Here is a 16,849-nt window from a genome sequence, read left to right on the forward strand (position 1 = left end):
GACGCACTAGCCAGGCAATCCATCCAACTGCTCAAGCAACCACCGCGGCCCAGTCGTCCCAGCCCCCACGGCTTCCACCCTCCCCCGAAGCCCCCGATCCGCAGTAACAACCAAAACCTCCCCCCACCCACCACGCCCCACCCAACCCGCACCACCCACGCCACCCGCACCGTCGGCACCACCCGAATCCACCGCACCACCCACGCCACCCACGCCGTCGGCACCACCCGAATCCACCGCACCGTCCGCGCCACCCACGCCGTCGGCACCGCCTGAACCCACCGCACCGTCCGCGCCACCCACGCCGTCCGCATCGTCCGCGCCATCCGCGTCGCCCACGGCGTCTGCGCCACCGGTGTCGTCCGCGTTGCGCGATCGAGCCGCGTCGTCCCTGTGATCCGATCGAGTCGTGTCATCGACCGGACCGACCTGCGCTACAGCGGCTGCGGTGACGTCGACGATCGTGTCGTCCCCCGAGCCCTCGGCAAGGACCACCCGTACTCGCCCAACATCCGGCGCGCCCTCCCCAGCAACCGCCCGCCGAGCCGCACCCTCCAGCACGACGACAATCTCGACACCCTCCAACTGCTCCTGCAGCAGAACCAAGCGACTCAACAACCGACGAGCCGCCCCCACCCGATCCCGCCACCACCCATCCGGCCGCGAACCGACAACATTCGCCGCGTCAACCACAACCACCCGCCCGCGCACCTCAACCATCCCCCCAGTCTGCCCGCCCAACCCCACCCCATCCGAAACCCCCGCCCGGTGTGGCCGGCGGCCCGCTCAGTCGAGTAACCAACCGTTCTGTTCGGCGATGTGCACGGCATCAAACCGCGTACGCGCCCCGGTCTTCCCAATCGCCGACCACAGCCGCGTACGAACCACCCGCTCGGACACATCCAGCTTCTTCGCCATCAACGCCACCGACCCGCCGTCACGCGCTGCCCGCAAGGTGTCGGTCTCACCTTCGTTCAACGGCGTCTCGGCGTACCTCAGGTTCTCCGCCGCTAGATTCGCGTCAACCACCCGCAGCCCGAGATGCACCCGCCGCACCGCATCCGCCAGCTGCGGCGCCGGACTCCCCTTCAGCGCGAACCCTTTCGCGCCCGCATCCAGCCCTCGCCGTAAGTGCACCGGCCGACCGTACGTCGTCAGCATCACGACCCGGCACTCCGGCATCGACGTACGCAACTTTGTCGTCACCGTGATGCTGTCGTTCCCCGGCCCGGCCGCGTCGACCAGCGCGACGTTCGCCCGATGCCGTTTCGCCGCGCCCACCACATCGTCGGAACGGTTGAGCTCGGCAACGATCTCCAGATCGCGCTCGCGTTCCAGACCGCTGCGGAGCAAGCCTCTGTTGAGGATCTGGTCATCGACCAGCAGCAGCCGAATCCGGTCGGGCAAACGAGCCTCCGAGGTAACCGTCCGGGCGCCGGGGAAGTACGTCCGGGAAGATGAGCAGTACTCGGTTTCAGATCATGGAGCGCCCTCGCACACCACGTCCACATCAACGCGGCATCTCTACCAGATTGCGACCAGATCGCGACCCGGCGTGCACCGCGCCTGCTGACGTCGCAGCAAACCTCCACTCACACAGGCCCTGCGCGAGCACTCGCATCAAGTGACACCGTCCCCACCGGAAGCTCAACCTGCACCGAAACCCGCACCGTCACAGCGCCCGCATCGACAACACAACCAATAACCCGCACTCCGTTAAGCCGTGCCACCCGTACCGCAACCTCACAAGGTTTCCCGCCCACATCGCCCATCCCTGACCCCTCAGGCTCTGCCCCCTCCACCCGATCGGCAACCTGCTCATTGACGACCGGCGCAGCTGTCGGTTGACCAGTGACCAGCGACTGCGCGGCGCTGAGAGCAGTCAGATCAGCCGCCGCCGCAACCTTGTGCCGCGCCGTGGAAATGCTCGACCAAAGCATCGCCGCACCAACCGCCGCCATAAGAAGCACAGCCGCAAAGACCGCATGAACAGTCAAACTCCCCCGCTCACCCCTCTCACCCCTCTCACGCCGCCCACCCCTCTCACCCCTCGCACGCCGCCCACCCCTCTCACCCCTCGCACGCCGCCCACCCCTTGCACCCCTCGCACGCCGATCGCCCAGCTCACCCCACGGACCCCACCCGCCCGACCCGGTCCGATCGCCCCGCCCCGCAAACGTCCGTGGATCGGACCCTCGGCGCCGTCCCGCCCGCCCAATCCGACCAGCCCACCCACTCCATCCAGCCCGCCCACTCCGTCGAGCCCGCCCGCTCCGACCAGCCGGCGCGCTCCGTTCATCCCGCGAACACCACGCAACAGGCTCGCTCCATTGGCTCGGCCGGCCCCATTCGCCCGACCAGCTCCACTCGCGACGCCGACCTCTCTCATTGCGCGGGCTCATTGGATCTCCGGCTCAACCTGAAGGACCGCAGTCGCAGTGAGCCGCGGCGCGAACAGCCGCCCAATGAGCGGCGGCGTACGCCTGGGCGCCGCGGACACAGTCACCCGGACATCAGACCCGTCGCGCGCGATGGCGACCGTACCGCCAGGAATTGCACGTTGTCCGATGGCTTGGGCTTCATCTGGTGACTCGCCCCGCGCCACCGCACGCGCAACGTCTCGAGCGGCGTCGATGCACTGCAGATTCAGAATCACCAACCCGATAGCCCAGACACCCAACAAAAGAAGGGACAACAACATCGGAAGCACAATCGCCAACTCGGCCGTCACAGCACCACGCCCAGCCCGATCCGTACGCCCAACTCGAGCAGTACGCCCAGCCCGAGCAGTACGCCAAGGTCGAGCCGTACGCCCAGGCAGAAGGCACCCTCGGCCCGGACCCCGGCTGCGACGTCTGCTGCGACTGCGGATGGGATCAGCGCCGAAGGAGCCGGGTTCCTCAGTCGCGTGTTGATACGGCTGGGGACGTTGGTCGTGCTGCTCGCAGCACCCGCCCCCGCCGGGCGAAGCGCGGTGAACGGTCTCGGATACGCGGACGTCGAGTACGTCAGCCGGACGGGCGGTCTTGTCGTTCGTGCTGAGTCTGCCGGCCGTGCCGGATACGTCGGCGAGCACGCCACTCGGTGCGGCCTCGTCGGGCACACGTGCACTCTCAGGCTCGGGCGCATCGGACGCGACTCGTCCGTCAGCGGGCTCGGTTATGTGGGCGGGCACGGACTTGTCGGAAGGCATGCGTACGGGCGCGGGCATGGGTGTGTTGGTGGGCATGAGGACTCCTTGGAGGTGGCGACCGGTCGGGAGGGGTGGACCGACCGGTCGCCTGCTTGAGAGGGTTGTGGGTTAGAGGTGTACGCCTTCTACGCCTGCAATCTTGAGCGCGTAGTTGATGATGGATTTGAGGGCGTTCGTCATCGCGGGGGATCTCAAGAGGACGACCAGGGCGCCGCCGATGGTGCAGGCGGCGACGATGGTGACTGCGTACTCGGCGGTGGCGGCGCCGCGTTCGGTGCGGAGTCGCAGGGATCTGAGGACGCGCGGCCTCAGAGAGGTGAACGTCCGCGTGTGTTGGCATCGTGGGGTGGCGCGGGGCTGCAGGTGTTCGAGGGCATTCGGCCTGGCCGGCCTCGGTAGGTCTAGGGCGGGACGCCGGTCGGTGGCTGGGCGGCCGACGAGCGGGAGTTCGGTCGTTGGGCGCTCGGGTTCCGTAGTGGGCTCGTACTGCGTGGTGCGCTCGGGTTCGGTGGTGCGGTCCGCGTCGGTGCAATCGTCGGCGTTCGTCGAGTGATCGGGCTTCGTGGCCTGCTCCGGCCCCATGACCTGGTCACGCCCCGTGGACTGGTCCGGCCCCGTGGACTGGTCCGGCCCCGTGGACTGGTCCGGCCCCGTGGACTGGTCCGGCCCCGTGGACTGGTCGGGGTCTGTGGAGTGGCTGGGTTGGTTGCGGTGGTGGGTTGTGGTCGGAGTGGGGTGGAGGTTGGCGTGTTGGGGGTTGTTGCTTTGGGCTACTTCTTGGGTCGGCATCTGGGGACTCCTGGGTGAGCTGGCGGGTGGGGCTCGTTTAGAACATGCCGTTGTTGGGTGGGTTTTGTGGTGATGACTTTTGGGGTTGTGGATTAGGGGTTGAGGAGGGCAGGGATCAGGGCGTCGGCGATGGTGGGGACGATTGAGAGAAAGACGAAGGCCGGTAGGAAGCAGAGGCCTAGTGGGAGGGCGGCTCGGGACTCGGCCGAGCGGGCTTGTTGGTCGGCTGTGTGGTGGCGGGTACGGCGGGATTCGTCGGAGAGGTGTTCGAGGGTTTTGGAGAGTGGGGCGCCGGAGCGCAGGGAGCGGGTTATGGCTCGGGCGAGGGGTACGCAGGGTGGCTCGGCGCGTAGGCGGGACCAGGCTGCTGCGGGGTCGGCGCCTAGCGCCAGGTGATGGGCGATCTGGGTGAAGACATCAGCCAAAGGACCGGGGAGGGCTTCGGCTACGAGGGTAAGGGCGTGTTGAGGCGGGCGGCCCGCGCGGAGACAGGCCGTCAGGAGATCGATTGCGAGCGGGAGGTCGCGGGCCAGTTGGGCGTTGCGTTGCTTGGTGGCGGCTGGTTCCAGGCGGGAGATCGCTTTCGGGAGGGCGTAGTACACGAGGGCGGCGGGGAGTACGCCCCAACGCAGGCCGATGAGGAAGAGGGTTGTCAGGGATGCCGCGATGGTGGCGAGGCGGATGGGACGTGGGGGTTTGGGTCGCGGTTTGGTACATGGCTGGGGTGGAGTGAGGCGGCCCAGGTCGGGGCGCGGCGGGATCAGGAGATAGGTGCTTAGGGCAACGGCTGTGGCGGCGAGGAGGCTTGGCATGGTTGAGGCTCAGGTCCGGCGTCGGTTCGAGGTTTGGCGTCAGGCTGTGGGCTTGGCGGCAGGCCGGGTGGCGTGACGTTGGAGGGTGGCGTCAGGTTGGGGGGTTGGCTAGGTGGGTGGTCCAGTGGAGGCCGGTGGCGGTGAGGGTTAGGCCGGTTGCGAGGCAGAGCCAGCCGGGTGGGGTGGCGGTGAGGAAGGTGAGGGGGTCGGCACCTAGGGCGTAGCCGAGGGCTATGCCGAAGGCGGGCAGGGCTGCGAGTAGGCGGGCGGTGGCGTGGGCGCCGGCGAGGCTGGATTCGGTTTGGCGGCGGACGGCTTCGTCGGATCTGAGGGAGTTGGCCAGGCGTTCGGTGAGGGTGGCAAAGGCGGCTCCGGATTGTTCGGTTACTCGCCAGGCGGCGGCTAGTGCGCGCAGGCTTGAGGCGCCGGGGGTGGTTGAGGCTCGGGTGAGGGCGGTGGGGACATCGGCGCCGAGGTTGGCTTCGGCGTGGACTACTTCCAGGTCTGGGCTGATGGAGGCGGCGCCTTCCAGGGCGGCGATTGGTGGACGGCCGGCTGATAGGTCCGCGGCTAGTACGTCGAGGGCTTCGATGATTTGGGTACGACGGGCTGATTCGGACTTGCGTTGCTGGTGGTGGGCTCGTTGGGTGGCGATGAGGGTCAGAACTGCTGCGGTTGCGAGGGTTGTGGCTACTGCTTGGGGGCCCAGTAGGGCGGGGATCAGCAGGGCTGGTGGGGCGAGGAGCCAAGCTCGGGGGTTGCGGAGCCATCGGAGGTTGCGGGTCCATCGGAGGTTGCGGGTCCATCGGAGGTTGTTGGGCGAGGGGTGTTTTCGCTGGGGGTGATGGGAGGTTGGGGGCGGCGTGGAGTTCGGGGGCGAGGGCTTCGAGCTTGGTTGTTGTGTGGGTGCGAATCGCGGGCGGCGGCGTTTGGGGGCGTGCGGGTTCAGGCGGTGGAGGCTGGAGGTTCGGGAGGGGACGGCGAGGGTGCAGGTCAGGAGAGTTAGGAGGGCGGCGAGGAAGGGGGTGGTCATCGGGTGCTGGTCGATGCGGTTGGCGCAAGGTGAGATGCGGTGAGCGTGGCGGGTCGGGCAATGCTTGGCGCTGGGGCGGGGGTGTTGGGGAGGCGGTAGGGGGTGGTGAGCTGCGCGGCTGGCGTCGCGGGGCGTACGCCGGGCTGGCTGGGCGGGGTTGTGGGGCGCGTCGGGGCGGGCTGTCGGGGTGAGGTTCCGGGGTTCGTTGTTCCTGGCTGTGTAGGTGGAGTTGCCGGGCGCCGGGGTGGATTTACCGGACGCGTGGGCGCGGTTGTTGAAGGCTGGGTCTTCGGGTGCGGGTTGTTGGGCTGCGCGGGTCGGCCTGCGAGGCCGGTGGTGGTGCCGTGGTCGGGGGTGGGGTCGGGAGGTGCAGGTTCGGGGTAGGTGGTGGTGAGGCGGGTGGGTGGGGTTGTGGGGTGGGTGGTGAAGAGGTGGGCGGGTGGGTGGAGGGTGAGGGTGTTGTTGGGGTGGAAGGTGACGGCGGGGTGGGTGGTTAGGGGGCCGTGGGGGGATCTGGTGAGGGTGTGGATTTCGGCGATTCGGCGGTGGCCGGTGGGGGTTCGGGTCAGGTGGATGACGGCGTGTAGGGCGGAGGCTGCTTGGCTGTGGATGGCTTGTTGTGGGAGGCCGGCCAGGGCGCCGAGGGCTTCCAGGCGGGCTGGGACGTCGGCGGCGGAGTTGGCGTGGATGGTGCCGCAGCCGCCTTCGTGGCCTGTGTTCAAAGCGATCAGGAGGTCCACTACCTCGGGGCCTCTGACCTCGCCTACTACCAGGCGGTCCGGACGCATCCGGAGGGCTTGACGGACGAGGTCCCGGAGGGAGATTTCGCCGGAGCCTTCGACGTTGGGTGGGCGGGCTTCCAGGCGGACCACGTGGGGATGTGCCGGGTGTAGCTCGCTGGCGTCCTCGACCAGTACCAGGCGGTCGGCGGGATCGGTCAGGGAGAGGAGGGAGTTCAGCAAGGTGGTCTTGCCGGTGCCGGTGCCGCCGCTGATCAGGAACGCTACGCGGGAGTCGAGGAGGTCTTGGAGGATCGTGGCGCCGGCTTCAGGTAATGCGCCGGCGGTGATGAGGTCTTCGAGGGTGAAGACTCGGCGGGCGGGGACTCGGAGGGACAGACACGTGCCGGGTGAGGCGATCGGCGCCAGGACGGCGTGGAAACGGGTGCCGTCGGAGAGGCGCACGTCGACGTATGGGGTCGAGTCGTCGAGGCGGCGGCCGGCTGCGGCGGCCAGGCGGGTGGCTAGGCGGCGGATGGATGGTTCGTCGCCGGTGTGGATGGGGACCAGCTCCAGGCCGTGGCCGCGGTCTATGTAGACCTCGCCGGGGCCGTTCACCAGGATGTCGGTGACGCCTGGCTCGGCGAGCAGAGAGTCGAGCGGGCCGGCGCCGAGGGCTTCTCTGCGGAGGGCTGTGACAACTGCCAGGACCATTGCGTCGCCGCAGACGGTGCCGTCGGCGCGGAGGGCGGCTGCCACGTTGGTGGGGGTTGGGGCGGCGCCGGTCAGGGCGAGGGTGGTGCGGACTCGGTCCAGGAGGTCGGCTGGGACGTCGGCGATGGTGGTGCGGTTGGCGAGTGGAGTGAGCATGCGGGGCCGCCTTGGTATTCGGGGCTGGTGCAGGTCGGGTCGGCGTTGGGTGGCAGTGAACTCGGTCAGCGGGCGGTGTGCGGTGGGAGATGGCGTTCGGTGGCGGTGAACTGAGTCAGCGGGCGGTGTGCGGTGGCAGGCGGCGTTTGGTGGCGGTGATCTGGGTCTGCGGGTGATGTGCGGTGGGAGATGGCGTTCGGTGGCGGTGAACTGAGTCAGCGGGCGGTGTGCGGTGGCAGGCGGCGTTTGGTGGCGGTGATCTGGGTCAGCGGGCGGTGTGCGGTGGGAGATGGCGTTCGGTGGCGGTGAGCTGGGTTAGTGGGGAGTGTGCGGTGGTGGGTGGCGGCGGTTGTGTGAGGTCGGGGTTGCGTCGGGGTAGAGGGGCGTGGGTGGGTTGAAGAGGTTCAGGAGGGTGGTGGCGGCTTGGGTTAGGGGGCTTCGGGGGTGGGGGGTGAAGTGGCCTTGGTCCATTGCCAGGGGGAGGGCTCGGTCGGTTCCGAGTTTTGTTGCTAAGGGCAAGGAGAGGTGGGTGGCTACGTCGGCGGCGGAGAGCGTTTGGCGGGACTGGCGGGCTACCAGGCGGAGGTCGGCGGCTACGGCGTGGAGAGGGCCGGACAGGCGTTTCGCGGCGGCGGTGGAGCGGACGTCGCAGGGGACTACCAGGAGGGTGGCGGTGGCGCGGATGAAGCCTTCCTCGGCGGTGGGGTCGGGGCGGCGTGGGAGGTCGAGGACCACCAGGTCGTTGCTGCGTTGGGCGGCGCCGATGACCGAGGTCATGGTTTCGGGTGGGAGGACGGTGACATCGGACTGGTCCCAGGAGAGGACGGCCAGGTCGTCGACGGATGGCAGGGCGGAGCGGAGAGCGGCGGCGCTGATGCGGCCGGAGGCGTTCAGAAGTTTGGGCCAGCGGTCGCCGGGGGTGTTTTCGATGCCGAGGGCAAGCTCGATCCCGCCACCCAACGGGTCGCCGTCGATGAGCATGGTGCGGAAGCCGCGCCGGCTACCTAGGACGGCCACGGCGGCGGCAAGGGTGGTTGCACCGGCTCCACCGCAGCCACCCACGAAGGCGAGCGTGACGGCCGTGCGGGTGGTGCCGTCCAGGGCGTCGGAGATCTTGCCGGCCAGCAGCGCCTCGTCGTCGGGTAGTCGGCAGACGACGTCTGCGCCGACGTCGAAGGCGCAGCGGTACAGCCCGTCGCCGTCGAAGGCAGAACCGACCACGACGACGCCGGGGCGGTGCGCGGGCTGAACACGGGCCAGCGGCTCGGCGAGGTCACTGCCGACGACCACCAGATTGCAGGTGTGCCAGCTGCGCCGGAGGCCGAGCAGGTCGGGCTCGACCAGCGGGGTGACCGAGGCGGCCGCGGTGAGGCGGAGCAGATCTTCGAGCAGGTCGTCGTTGGTAGTTGCCATCAGCACCGATGGGGGTTGTGGGTCCATGCCTAGAAGATGCCGTTGCCGGGGGGTGTTTCGGATGGGCAGTGAATTGCCTGTGGACAAAGGGTTGTCGGGTTTCCGCCAGCAGCGGGAACCCGCCACGGCGAGGCGGCGACCCAGCCGCCGGGAAGGGCTACCGTTCCTTTCGAAGCGTCTTTAACTAAAGTCACCGGACCGCTTCCGCCCCACGCTCCGGAGGAATCTGATGAGTCGATTACGCACGCTCGTCGCCACGGCCACCGTCGCGGCCACCGCCCTGATCTCCGCCGCCGGCGTCTCGCTCGCGAGCCCGAACACCGGCACCAGCACCAGCACCAGCACCGCCAACGCCGAGAACCCAGCAAAAGCAGCCGTTGCCGCGCCACAGGCGACCAGCGGCGGCGTCAAGACGGCGTACTTCACCCAGTGGGGGATCTACGCCAACGCGTTCTACCCAAAGAATCTGATCACCACCGGCGTGGCCGGCAAGCTGGACTTCCTGAACTACGCGTTCGCGAACATCCACCCGACCGATCACACCTGCTTCATGGCCAACAAGGCCGCGTCGCAGGACGAGAACAACCCGAGTGCCGGCGACGGCGCGGGTGACGCGTTCGCCGACTACGGCAAGTCGTACGGTGCCGACCTCAGCGTCGACGGAGTCGGCGACGTGTGGAACCAGCCGATCCAAGGAAACTTCAACCAGCTCAAGAAGCTGAAGGCAAAGTACCCGAACCTGAAGATCCTGATCTCGATCGGTGGCTGGACGTACTCGAAGTACTTCTCCGACGCCGCCTCCACGGACGCGAAGCGCAAGGCCTTCGTCAGCTCGTGCGTGAACATGTTCCTGAAGGGCGATCTGCCGGTGATCGACGGCTTCGGCGGACCAGGTACCGGAGCCGGAATCTTCGACGGGGTGGACATCGACTGGGAGTACCCGGGCTCTCCGGGCGGCCATGTCGGCAACCACTACAGCGCGGCGGACAAGCAGAACTTCACACTGCTACTGGCCGAGTTCCGCGCACAACTCGATGCCTATGGCAATCAGACGGGGAAGAAGTACTACCTCACCGCGGCCACTCCGTCCGGCCAGGACAAGATCGCCACGATCGAGACGAACAAGATCGGGCAGTACCTCGACTACAACAACGTGATGACGTACGACATGCACGGTGGCTGGGAGGCGACCGGTCCGACGAACTTCCAGGACCCGCTGTACACCGCGCCGAACGACCCGAGCAACCCGATCCCGCCAGGACAGGGCAAGTACTCGATCGACTCCGCGGTGAAGGCCTGGACGACCGGTGACGCGGCGTACGGCATCCCCGGCGGATTCCCCGCGAACAAGTTGAGCATCGGGTACCCCTTCTACTACAGGGGATGGAAGGGTGTGCCGGCCACTGACAACGGCAAGTACCAGACCGCGACCGGACCGGCGGATGGGCATGCACTGAGCGGCAATGTACCGGGTGTCTCGTTCTACAAGGAGCTGACCGGTTTCGTCGACAACCCGTCGGCCACGCACTTCGACGACGTCACCAAGTCATCGTGGTTCTACAGCAACGGCACGTTCTGGTCCGGTGACAACGCTCAGTCGATCAAGGCGAAGGCTGATTACCAGCACTGCAACGGGTTGGCCGGCGCGATGATGTACTCGCTCGAGGCACTGGACCCGAACGTCACCCTGTTCAACAACGTGGTCGACGCGGTCAACGCCAGCACACCAGGCTGCAGCGGCCCACCCACCACCCCGCCGACTACCCCGCCGACCACCCCACCCACGACACCGCCGACAACTCCCCCGACCACTCCGCCCACCACTCCACCAACCACACCCCCGGGCACCGCCACGCCCTGGGCGCCGAACACGACGTACGCCACCGGTGCGCTCGTGACCTACAACGGCGTCATCTACAAGTGCATCCAGGGACACACCTCCCTGACCGGCTGGGAGCCACCGAACGTCCCCGCGCTCTGGAGCCGGGTCTGATCACGTACCGCCCACTGATCGGAGCATCATGAAACGCATCTCCCTGGCGATAGCGGCCATCACCGCGGTGGTTTTCGCCCTGCTCACCGCACCAGCGGCCAGCGCCGCGGGTGTCACCGCCACCTTCACCAAAGTGTCCGACTGGGGCAGTGGCTTCGAAGGCAAGGTGACCGTCACCAACAGCACCACCAGTCCGCTCAGCACTTGGTCGGTCGCGCTGGACCTCCCGTCCGGCTACACCGTCACCAGTACCTGGGACGCCAACCACAGCAGCAGTGGACAGACACATACCTTCACTCCGCCAAGCTGGGCCGGACCGCTGGCCCCTGGCGCGACTACCAGCTTCGGTTTCAACGGCAGTCCGGGCAACTTTGCCGGTGTCGCGTCCTGTCGACTGAACGGCGGCTCGTGCTCCGGTAGCGGTGGCGGCACTGTCCCCGGCGCACCAACGGGCCTGTCCGGTACGGCGTCCGCGTCGTCCGTCAGCCTCACCTGGTCAGGATCCTCCGGTGCGACCAGCTACAACGTCTACCGGAACGGTACGAAGGTCGGCTCCCCCGCCGGCACGTCGTACACGGACTCCGGTCTTGCTGCGAACATGTCCTACAGCTACCAGGTCAGTGCGTCCAACAGCGCCGGTGAAGGGGCGAAGAGCACCAGCGTCTCCGTCAAGACCGGCACCGGCGGGAGTACGGGGACCAAGCAGGCAGCGCCGTACTTGTACATGGGCTGGGGTGACCCGCCGAACCCGGCGACCGTCATGAACGCGACCGGGATCAAGTGGTTCACGATGGCGTTCGTACTTTCGTCCGGTGGCTGCAACCCGGCCTGGGACGGCAGCCGCCCGCTGCAAGGCAGTGCCGACGCCAACGCGATCGCCGCGATCCGTGCGGCCGGTGGTGACGTCGTACCGTCGTTCGGCGGCTGGAGTGGCAATAAGCTCGGCCCGAACTGCAGTACGCCGGAAGCACTCGCCGGCGCGTACCAGCAGGTGATCAACGCGTACCACCTGAAGGCGATCGACATCGACATCGAGAACTCCGACGAGTTCGAGAACGAGGCAGTACAGGACCGCATCCTGACGGCGCTGAAGATCGTCAAGCAGAACAACCCCGGGATTCAGACAGTGGTCACGTTCGGTACGTCGACCACCGGGCCGACGTACTACGGCAACCGGCTGATCGACCGGTCGAAGGCACTCGGTGCGAACATCGACATCTTCACGCTGATGCCGTTCGACTTCGGCAGCTCGAACATCTACAACGACACGGTCGCCGCGTCGCAGGGCCTGAACAACAAGCTGAAGGCCACCTTCGGCTGGTCCACGGCGGAGGCGTACGCGCACCAGGGCATCTCCGGTATGAACGGGGTGTCCGACCAGCAGGAGATGACGACCACCGCGACCTGGCAGAACATCACCAACTGGGCTAAGAGCAACGGGCTCGGCCGGCTGGCGTTCTGGTCGGTGAACCGGGATCGCGGCTGCGCGGGCGGCGGCGTGGTCTCCAACTGCAGTGGGATCGCCCAGGGCGACTGGGACTTCACCCGCATCACCGCGGGCTTCTAGACGAGAGCGGGCTTCTAGGCGAGAGCGGGCTTCTAGGCGAGACAAGGCCGGCTGGGCGCGACCCGCGCTCAGCCGGCCTTGATCGCGTCGATGATGAGACCGTTGCGGGCGTTCTGCCCGAGCGTCACGGACGGGTGCAGACCGTCGCGCAGGTAGCGGGCCAACCGGTTGGGGCTCGACGCCAGGTGCTCGGCCCAGTGCACGATCCGCAGGTTGTCGTAGCGCCGCTGCGCGTCGGCCAGCTGCAGGTTGATCCAGGCGCTGTTGCGCTGGTCCGCGACCGTCACATCCGGGCCGTGCGCGGTCCGGGCGGCCTGCACGTTCACCCAGTACACGGTCCGCTCCTCGCCGACGATCTGCATCGTCCGGTCGACCTGCGCGGCCACCGCGGGCGGCGTGAAGATGTCGTTGGAGCCGACCGACATCAGAATCCGGTGCGGCAAGCCGTAGTCCTGTGACCAGGTCTCCAGCGCGTCCACCGCCGGTGTCACCGGCCGGCCGGCCCAGTTGTGTACGGCGATGCTGATCCCCAGCTTCGACAGCTGCCGAGCCAGCGGCGGACCGTCCTGGACGCCGATGCTGTCGCCGAACATGAAGACGCCGTCGCTCTCCCGGGTCCGGCGGATCTGTGCCTCGTTCGAGATCGCCCGGGCCTGCCGGTCCCACGCGCCGAGCACGCCGGAGCCGTAGTTGCCGAGAGAGGTCAGTCCGTCGGCGGCCGCCATCGCCGCCGCCGGGGAGCCTACGGTCGCCTCGGCCGTCGACGCCGCGGCGGCTGCCGAGGCCGCGGCCGCGGCTGTTCCGGCCGCGAACAGCAGCCGGCGACTCGGCCGGAACGGATCCTGAGGCTTTCTCACGCAGGAAAGAGTGCGCGGGAAAGCCCTCTCACCGCAAGTCGACACCGGGAACACTCAGGTAATCGTTGTCAGCTGGACGTCACCGGCCGGGACCGGAAGAACGTCCGGAACCGCTCCGCCGCCGGGGTCAGCGGAGTACTCAGCCGCCACGACAGCCCGATCTCCCGCCGGGCCTGGACGCCGGCCAGCGGTACGGAGACCGCGCCGCTGTCGTTCCCGCGCACCGATCCGGCGGGCAGGACGGCCACCCCGAGCCCGGCGCCGACCAAGCTGTCGATCGTCGCGAGGTCGGTCGCCTCGAACGCGAGCTGCGGACTGAATCCCGCCTCGCGGCAGAGCCGATCCGTCACTCGCCGGAACCCGAAGCCCGGCTGCAGCCCGACGAACGCCTCGTCCCGCGCCGCCTCCAGCTCGACCCGGTGCCGTGACGCCAGCGCGTGCCCAGGCGGTACGTGCAGGCACAGCCGCTGCCGTTCCAGCAGGAGCCAGCCGTACAGCGCGGGGTCCGCCCGGGGCGCGAGGATCGCGATCTCGGCCTCGCCCGACTCGAGGTCCTGGACGATGTCGTGCGCTGGTTCCTGCCGGAGTTCGAACTCCACCTGCGGCGCCACTGCCCGAAAGGCCTTCAACAAGTCTGGCATCAGGCTCGTCGCGACCGAGTGCAGGAACGCCAGTCGCACCGTCCCGGAGTCCGGGTCGAGCAGCGCGTCGATCCGGCGTTTGGCGGTGTCGACGGCCGCGGTTCCAGTCCGTGCGGCCTCGAGTACCAGCCGTCCGTACGGGTTCAGCCGGACGCCACGTGGCTCACGCTCGAACAGCGCGACGCCGAAAGCACGCTCGACGCGTTGCAGCGAACGGGACAGGTTCGGCTGGCTGGTACCCAGCGCGGTCGCCGCCGCGGTCAGGTGTTCGGTGTCCGCGAGTACGGCGAACCACCGGAGATCCTCGACATGCATACTGAAATCGTATCGATTTCTGCTGGGATCGACATTTTACGTATCACGTTTCGCGTGCGACCGTCGAAGACATGCACAAGTCCGTCGCGTACCAGCCCGGGTATCTGCCCGGCGACAAGGAGTACCGCAAGCTCTCCGTCGCGCTGTTCGCGGCCGGACTCGCGACGTTCGCCCTGCTCTACAGCACCCAGCCACTGCTCCCGCAGCTCGTGACCGCGTTCCACGTCTCCCCCAGCCAGAGTGCGTTCAGTATCTCGTTCGCGACGTTCGGGCTCGGCCTGGCGCTCCTGGTGGCCGGTCCGGCCTCTGAGGTACTCGGACGGACCAATCTGATGCGCTGGTCCGTGGCGGCGACCTCCCTGTTTGCCCTGCTCAGTGCGTTCGCACCGACCTGGCACACGCTGCTCGTACTGCGTGGTCTGCAGGGGATCGCGATGGCCGGCCTACCAGCTGTCGCAATGGCCTACCTGCGGGAAGAAGTGCATCCGGACAGCCATGCGCGGGCCAGCGGCCTCTACATCGCGGGTACGGCGGTCGGCGGGATGGCAGGGCGCCTGGTCGCCGGTGGACTGTCCGACCTTGGCGGTTGGCGGTTCGCGAGCGCCGGCATCGCAGTCGTCGGCGTACTCTGCGCGACCGTCGTCTGGCTCCTACTGCCGGCATCGCGGAACTTCCACCCCAGCACAGCACGACCGCGTGACCTGATCTCAGGCCACGTACTGCGTGATCCCGCGCTACTCGCGCTGTACGGGATCGCAGCGACCGCAGTGGGCGCATTTGTCGCCATCTACAACGGAGCGGTGTTCCGCCTGTCCGGATCGCCGTACCAGCTGAGCGCAGGCGCCGCCGGGCTGGTGTTCTGTGTCTACCTACTCGGCTCCGCAGGATCTGCGACCGCTGGATCACTGGCGGACCGCTTCGGGCGGCGCAGGGTGGTACCAGTCGGCTGCCTGATCACTCTGGCCGGCGTAGCGATCACACTGGCCGCTCCACTGCCGTTCATCGTGCTCGGACTGGCTGTGATGACAGCAGGGTTCTTCGCCGTACACGGCGTCGCCAGCGGCTGGGTACCGGCTCGGGCGCACGCCAGTGGAGTAGGAACCGGACAGGCGTCCAGCATGTACCTGTTCTCGTTCTACCTAGGGTCCTCCGTCTTCGGAGGATTGGCGGGTACGGCGTGGAGCCGCGCCCAGTGGACCGGTGTAGCAGCCGAAGCCGGTGTCCTGTTCGGTGTGACGCTTGTCCTCGCGCTCTTGCTCAAGAACGTTCCCAGCCGGGTGCCAAACTAGCTGAGTGACCAAAGCTACGGATGCGGCTGATCAGTTGGGGCTCACCTACGAGGTGACCAGGCACGGGCGGGTGAACTCGCTGGAGGAAGCAGCGGCGGCGCGCGGGATCGAGCCGGCCAAGTTGATCAAGACGATCGTGGTACGGCTGTCAGACCAGGACTACCGGTTCGTGCTGGTGCCGGGTGACCGCGAGATCGCGTGGCCGAAGCTACGGGCGCTGCTCGGCGTGAACCGGATCTCGATGCCGGACAAGGACACCGCGTACGAGGTCACCGGGTACGTACGCGGAACGATCACGCCGCTGGGAAGTACGCAGGCCTGGCCCGTGGTCGCGGACGAGCGGATCACCGGGACGATCTCCATCGGCGGCGGTGACCACGGCGTCGGGATCACGGTGGACGCGCAGGCACTGGCGAAGGCTCTGGGCGCCACCGTGGCGGATGTGACTGACTGATTCAGGCGAGCAGCCCCTGTTGCCCGGCGCGAAGGCCGGCTTGGAAACGGGTGGTGGCGTCGAGCGAACGCAGGATGCGCTGCATCCGGCGTTCCACGGTCCGCTGCGCCACACCCAGGCGACGAGCGATGGCTTGGTCGGTCAGACCGGCCGCGGCCAGCGACAGGAGCTGCTGGTCCGCTGAAGTCAGGGGTCCTTCAGTGAGTGCTGGTGTGAGTGGACTCGCCTGATGCCAGAGCAGGTCGAACAACCGGAGCAGTGCGTCCAGCAGGCTCGACGGACCAAGCTCCACGACCACGTCCGGCGCAGTCGGGAGTAGCGCGGCCCGACGATCCACCAGCAGCAGCTGCAGCGGTACGTCCCGCAACATCCGGCATCCAGTCGAACGAGCCGCGACCAGATCACCCGGCTCAGCCAACGTCGCCATGTCATAGATCGTCCGATACGAAACGCCGCGCTCTACGCGCAGCAATGCGTACGGAAGCCGATCCAGTACGAGCACCTCGTCCTGAGCACACTGCTGCGCTTGGTAGAACCGCTGCGCGATCGCCTCAGCGCCCCTGATGACCGTGAACGCGTCCGGCTGCCGGAACTCGGCTGTGAGCACCGATGCGCCCAGCCGAGCCTCCACGATCGCTGCCTGCTTGCGTAGCGCGAGTAGCTCGACCGCAGCCTCCGGTACGGCGGGAACGTACCGAGCCGGACGGCCTGGCGTACGGGACGCCAGGCCGAGCGACAACAGCGATCGCAGATGCCTACTGACCCGGTGGGCGGGCCAGCCGACCAGAGCGGCCAGATCAGTCGCGGTGGACTCCGGGCGGGCCAGAAGCGCCCGGTAGAGCTGCTCGTCTTCCGAGCAGACACCGAGCGCCTCCAGCACCGGAGCCGGTCGATAGCTGTGCAT

General features: G+C 67.9%; 14 protein-coding genes. 4 read left to right on the forward strand and 10 right to left on the reverse strand.

Annotation, left to right across the window (positions count from 1 at the left end; translation table 11 throughout):
- Positions 1-6: 6 nt before the first annotated feature.
- The 7 genes from HDA44_RS23295 to ssd form a co-directional block, all read right to left on the reverse strand.
- Complete coding sequence (locus HDA44_RS23295) at positions 7-720, reverse strand: hypothetical protein (RefSeq protein ID WP_184837786.1); 714 nt, start codon at positions 718-720, stop codon at positions 7-9.
- Positions 721-786: 66 nt separating this feature from the next.
- Positions 787-1,407, reverse strand: coding sequence for a response regulator transcription factor (locus tag HDA44_RS23300; RefSeq protein ID WP_184837788.1), 621 nt, complete (start codon positions 1,405-1,407; stop codon positions 787-789).
- Positions 1,408-2,398: 991 nt separating this feature from the next.
- Complete coding sequence (locus HDA44_RS38985; RefSeq protein WP_420488542.1) at positions 2,399-3,229, reverse strand: TadE family type IV pilus minor pilin; 831 nt, start codon at positions 3,227-3,229, stop codon at positions 2,399-2,401.
- A gap of 72 nt (positions 3,230-3,301) precedes the next feature.
- A complete protein-coding gene (locus tag HDA44_RS23310) occupies positions 3,302-3,775 on the reverse strand; it encodes a DUF4244 domain-containing protein (RefSeq protein WP_184837792.1) in 474 nt (157 codons plus the stop codon).
- A gap of 299 nt (positions 3,776-4,074) precedes the next feature.
- Entirely contained in the window at positions 4,075-4,794 is a 720-nt protein-coding gene (locus HDA44_RS36770; protein ID WP_202887511.1) for a type II secretion system F family protein, read from the reverse strand.
- 1,029 nt (positions 4,795-5,823) lie between these two features.
- Positions 5,824-7,416, reverse strand: coding sequence for a TadA family conjugal transfer-associated ATPase (locus tag HDA44_RS23325; protein WP_184837794.1), 1,593 nt, complete (start codon positions 7,414-7,416; stop codon positions 5,824-5,826).
- Between the two features lie 315 nt (positions 7,417-7,731).
- On the reverse strand, positions 7,732-8,856 hold the full coding sequence (ssd, locus tag HDA44_RS23330) for a septum site-determining protein Ssd (RefSeq protein WP_184837796.1): 1,125 nt from the start codon (positions 8,854-8,856) through the stop codon (positions 7,732-7,734).
- Positions 8,857-9,058: 202 nt separating this feature from the next.
- On the opposite strand from ssd, the gene HDA44_RS23335 reads away from it, so the two are divergent.
- Both HDA44_RS23335 and HDA44_RS23340 read left to right on the forward strand, forming a co-directional pair.
- Positions 9,059-10,822 carry a glycosyl hydrolase family 18 protein gene (locus HDA44_RS23335; RefSeq protein ID WP_184837798.1) on the forward strand — a complete coding sequence of 588 codons (1,764 nt, stop codon included), beginning with the start codon at positions 9,059-9,061 and terminating at the stop codon, positions 10,820-10,822.
- A 28-nt stretch (positions 10,823-10,850) separates the two neighbouring features.
- Entirely contained in the window at positions 10,851-12,389 is a 1,539-nt protein-coding gene (locus HDA44_RS23340) for a cellulose binding domain-containing protein (protein WP_184837800.1), read from the forward strand.
- Between the two features lie 68 nt (positions 12,390-12,457).
- On the opposite strand, the gene HDA44_RS23345 is transcribed toward HDA44_RS23340, so the two are convergent.
- Positions 12,458-13,246 carry an SGNH/GDSL hydrolase family protein gene (locus HDA44_RS23345; RefSeq protein ID WP_337906287.1) on the reverse strand — a complete coding sequence of 263 codons (789 nt, stop codon included), beginning with the start codon at positions 13,244-13,246 and terminating at the stop codon, positions 12,458-12,460.
- 68 nt (positions 13,247-13,314) lie between these two features.
- Entirely contained in the window at positions 13,315-14,202 is an 888-nt protein-coding gene (locus HDA44_RS23350) for a LysR family transcriptional regulator (RefSeq protein ID WP_184837803.1), read from the reverse strand.
- 71 nt (positions 14,203-14,273) lie between these two features.
- Here HDA44_RS23350 and HDA44_RS23355 point away from each other — a divergent pair, with 71 nt between their 5' ends.
- Together HDA44_RS23355 and HDA44_RS23360 are read left to right on the forward strand one after the other, a co-directional pair.
- On the forward strand, positions 14,274-15,491 hold the full coding sequence (locus HDA44_RS23355) for an MFS transporter (RefSeq protein WP_184837805.1): 1,218 nt from the start codon (positions 14,274-14,276) through the stop codon (positions 15,489-15,491).
- 4 nt (positions 15,492-15,495) lie between these two features.
- On the forward strand, positions 15,496-15,945 hold the full coding sequence (locus HDA44_RS23360; RefSeq protein WP_184837806.1) for an aminoacyl-tRNA deacylase: 450 nt from the start codon (positions 15,496-15,498) through the stop codon (positions 15,943-15,945).
- 1 nt (position 15,946) lies between these two features.
- Here the strand turns inward: HDA44_RS23360 and HDA44_RS23365 are convergent, their stop codons facing one another.
- Positions 15,947-16,849: a helix-turn-helix domain-containing protein gene (locus tag HDA44_RS23365; protein ID WP_184837808.1), complete on the reverse strand. Its 903-nt coding sequence runs from the start codon at positions 16,847-16,849 to the stop codon at positions 15,947-15,949.

This window comes from Kribbella solani (assembly GCF_014205295.1).
In the GTDB taxonomy this organism is placed as follows: Bacteria; Actinomycetota; Actinomycetes; order Propionibacteriales; family Kribbellaceae; genus Kribbella; species Kribbella solani.

Coding starts and splice junctions, on each gene's coding strand:
- HDA44_RS23310 (WP_184837792.1), bottom strand. CDS start 3,775: ATGGGGCCGGAGCAGGCCACGAAGCCCGATCACTCGACGAACGCCGAC.
- HDA44_RS23335 (WP_184837798.1), top strand. CDS start 9,059: ATGAGTCGATTACGCACGCTCGTCGCCACGGCCACCGTCGCGGCCACC.
- HDA44_RS23295 (WP_184837786.1), bottom strand. CDS start 720: ATGGTTGAGGTGCGCGGGCGGGTGGTTGTGGTTGACGCGGCGAATGTT.
- HDA44_RS23340 (WP_184837800.1), top strand. CDS start 10,851: ATGAAACGCATCTCCCTGGCGATAGCGGCCATCACCGCGGTGGTTTTC.
- HDA44_RS23325 (WP_184837794.1), bottom strand. CDS start 7,416: ATGCTCACTCCACTCGCCAACCGCACCACCATCGCCGACGTCCCAGCC.
- HDA44_RS23365 (WP_184837808.1), bottom strand. CDS start 16,849: ATGCACAGCTATCGACCGGCTCCGGTGCTGGAGGCGCTCGGTGTCTGC.
- HDA44_RS23355 (WP_184837805.1), top strand. CDS start 14,274: ATGCACAAGTCCGTCGCGTACCAGCCCGGGTATCTGCCCGGCGACAAG.
- ssd (WP_184837796.1), bottom strand. CDS start 8,856: ATGGACCCACAACCCCCATCGGTGCTGATGGCAACTACCAACGACGAC.
- HDA44_RS38985 (WP_420488542.1), bottom strand. CDS start 3,229: ATGCCCACCAACACACCCATGCCCGCGCCCGTACGCATGCCTTCCGAC.
- HDA44_RS23350 (WP_184837803.1), bottom strand. CDS start 14,202: ATGCATGTCGAGGATCTCCGGTGGTTCGCCGTACTCGCGGACACCGAA.
- HDA44_RS36770 (WP_202887511.1), bottom strand. CDS start 4,794: ATGCCAAGCCTCCTCGCCGCCACAGCCGTTGCCCTAAGCACCTATCTC.